The sequence below is a fragment of the Flavobacterium collinsii genome, from assembly GCF_902804485.1.
GTDB classification, from domain to species: Bacteria; Bacteroidota; Bacteroidia; order Flavobacteriales; family Flavobacteriaceae; genus Flavobacterium; species Flavobacterium collinsii.
This window is the reverse complement of the sequence record NZ_CADCST010000186.1, coordinates 1-2688: the sequence shown is the minus strand read 5'-3', so window position 1 is coordinate 2688 and position 2688 is coordinate 1. Positions and strand designations below refer to the sequence as shown.

Genomic DNA, 2688 nt, shown 5'->3' with positions numbered 1-2688 from the left:
TTACTGAAAATGAGAAGAATTTAAAAAAGACTTTGTTCGAACTAAAAGGTAATATAATGCACTTGCAAGCAAATAATTTATTTAATAAAGCTGATTATTTTTTAGCATTCCAAGATTATTGTTATTCGGCAAAACAATATGCCAATGGAGATGATAATGCTAATTTAGGAGTTGTTCTAGATTCAATTAAAAAATCTCTTGCATATATAACAAAAGAACAACTTTTTGAAGCAAAAAATATTAATCAAGTCGATATAAATGATGTTTTAAAAGAAGTTGAAGAAAAAAAGGAAGAAAACTTTCAAATAATAACTATTAGAGATATTAGAAAAAGGTTGCACGAGTTAGAAAAATAATTTCGATACTCTTTTTCTTTTAGTCATTCTATTGTTTATTTATTAGAAGTGGACTTTTTATCACCATTAAAGAACTAGTTTTATTTTGACCTATAATTTATACTATGTTGTAACATATTTTTACTATATTTGCTAAAACAAATGTAATAAAAAAGTTTCATATATGTTACAAGAAATTATCGCATACAGAAAAATCGCTACACAATTAGACGAATTAATAGATAAATCGCCTTACAAAAAAAAATATATAATAGAGCAACTAGGTTTGTCAAGTCCGACATATTACAGAAAACTTCAAAGTCAAACATTCACAATTAGTGAAATGCTTTCGATTGCAAAAATTCTTGACCCAGTAGAATATAATAAATGGGAATTACTGGAGGAAATAGAGCAGGCTAAAGAGGAGATTAAAAACGGAAAAACCATCCCGCACAGCGAAATGGTTAAAAGAATAAAAGCAAAAAAGACAGATAATTAGAATAAATCTCTAACTTCTTTTTGTCGATTGTCATGAAAAAGTAAAAGAAATATTTTATTACCGACAAGCGTATAAAATAAGGTAATTTGCTTTACAACCAAAATACTACTAAAATCAAAATCCCTGTTATAACGTCCTAAATGGGGATTTCTTGATATAATATCAATTGTTTTCAATACTTCTTCATTGAACTTTTCTGCAATTGTCAAAGACCAATTTTCTACTAAATATTCATAATTTTTAGTATAAGTCTTTTCTGCTTTCTCCGTCCAAACTACTTCCATAAAACTTTTTTGATGTAAATATAAATCAATTCTAAAAAGAAAAAATAAATTTCAATACAAAATGTAAGTTTAAATTTACTTTAATTTATCAATCGGTATTTATTATTTGTAATAATAAACTCAAATTTTTGACTTTTTTAAATAATCAGCTGATAAATTAAAGATTCATTTTTTGAAATGTTTTTTGCGTTAGAATGGATTATTTGTTTTCTCAAAAGAAGGCACTAGCGAGGGCAATAAAAAAAGGGTAATGATCACAAAGATTGTTGCCCTTTTTTTATTGCGACGGGAGCGTCCCGACACTTATTTTTGCGAGAATTTGTCAGGGCTATATGCGCAAACTAAATTCAGCCCTGCCAAATTGTTGCAAAAATTGCCTGTGGCGGAACATTTACGCATGGCGGGGGGTTTAGGCGCGAATAATAAAAACGGCCTAAACGCAAACTGAATTTGGCCGTTTTTATTATTTGTGACTAAATAGGGAAGGCCCCCCGCTATACCTATTGTGCCACTAATGGAAAACATAACTTTCTATTATAATCCAAAAAGCGTTTTAAAAAAAGAATCCGGGGGGTTTGGGGGAAACCACCCCCAACACAAAGTATCTAGCATTCTGGATTTTCTAAAGCGAAGCAAAGGCGACGGAGCGTAAGCGGAGTTCTTAATATTTCTTTCCTTTTACACGATAAACTCCGTCTACTTTTTCTAGAAATCGATTATTTTTATTACAAGCTTCAAAAACAGCTTCTTGATATTTAGAACATTCTTCAAAAGATATTTCACCAGCTAAACATTTTTTTATTGCTATTTGATATTCTTCATTTGCCTTATCGACTTCAGTATCTCTAGCAAAATACGAATGGTTTATTATTTTCATTATTAATTTTTTTAATGTATTAAAATTATAAATTGAGAACGAAATCGCTTGAAAATAATCTGTTATAAATTGTAACTAAAAAAATCAAAATACGGCTTTCCGTATTATATTAAAAATTTAATAATTTATATTCGCGCGTAATCAATAATATAAAATATGAAATCAATTTTACAGACTGTTGTAAAACCAGTTATTGACACTTTAGCAAAACACGCTGACGTTAAAGAAAAACCAGTTAATGACACTTTAGAAATTCTAGCTAAAGTCAATGAATTTTATAATTCTGCTTGGGATAAATTATTAATATTTGGAACGGTATCATTTGCAATAATTGGAATTGTTCTTCCAGTTATAATTCAATGGTATCAAAATCGGATCATAAAAATAAATGAAAAGGAATTTGAAGCAAAAATTAATTTAAAAATTGAAGATCTTAAAAAAGAAATGAAGACGGAAATAGAAACTGAATTTTCGGAAAAAAGAAAAAATTTAGAAGTAATCTTAGAAAAGCAAGAAAATTTATTTTCTGCTAGAATTGCACATATGCAAGCAATTAATTATTTGGATAATAATAATACTTATGACGCTTTAAAAGAATACATCATATCAATTGAGTTTTATATAAATACAGACGATTATAAAAATTTAATTAGATCTTTAAAAACCATCTTGATTTGTTTGGAAACAATTAAA

5 protein-coding genes are annotated in these 2688 nt (G+C 27.9%); 3 read left to right on the top strand and 2 right to left on the bottom strand.

Going from position 1 to position 2688, the window contains the following annotated elements; translation table 11 throughout:
* Both FLA105534_RS23420 and FLA105534_RS23415 read left to right on the top strand, forming a co-directional pair.
* Window positions 1-356 (top strand): hypothetical protein (locus tag FLA105534_RS23420; protein WP_217427736.1); only part of this gene is annotated, 356 nt, incomplete at its 5' end.
* Between the two features lie 163 nt (window positions 357-519).
* A complete protein-coding gene (locus FLA105534_RS23415; protein ID WP_173968486.1) occupies window positions 520-834 on the top strand; it encodes a hypothetical protein in 315 nt (104 codons plus the stop codon).
* On the opposite strand, the gene FLA105534_RS23410 is transcribed toward FLA105534_RS23415, so the two are convergent.
* Together FLA105534_RS23410 and FLA105534_RS23405 are read right to left on the bottom strand one after the other, a co-directional pair.
* Window positions 831-1118, bottom strand: coding sequence for a type II toxin-antitoxin system RelE/ParE family toxin (locus FLA105534_RS23410; RefSeq protein ID WP_173968485.1), 288 nt, complete (start codon window positions 1116-1118; stop codon window positions 831-833). The genes FLA105534_RS23415 and FLA105534_RS23410 overlap by 4 nt on opposite strands.
* 661 nt (window positions 1119-1779) lie before the next feature.
* The gene (locus FLA105534_RS23405; protein WP_173968484.1) at window positions 1780-1995 is read right to left on the bottom strand and encodes a hypothetical protein; all 216 of its coding nucleotides are present in this window, start codon (window positions 1993-1995) and stop codon (window positions 1780-1782) included.
* 156 nt (window positions 1996-2151) lie between these two features.
* On the opposite strand from FLA105534_RS23405, the gene FLA105534_RS23400 reads away from it, so the two are divergent.
* Window positions 2152-2688 (top strand): hypothetical protein (locus FLA105534_RS23400; protein ID WP_173968483.1); only part of this gene is annotated, 537 nt, incomplete at its 3' end.

Coding starts and splice junctions, on each gene's coding strand:
- FLA105534_RS23405 (WP_173968484.1), bottom strand. CDS start 1,995: ATGAAAATAATAAACCATTCGTATTTTGCTAGAGATACTGAAGTCGAT.
- FLA105534_RS23415 (WP_173968486.1), top strand. CDS start 520: ATGTTACAAGAAATTATCGCATACAGAAAAATCGCTACACAATTAGAC.
- FLA105534_RS23410 (WP_173968485.1), bottom strand. CDS start 1,118: ATGGAAGTAGTTTGGACGGAGAAAGCAGAAAAGACTTATACTAAAAAT.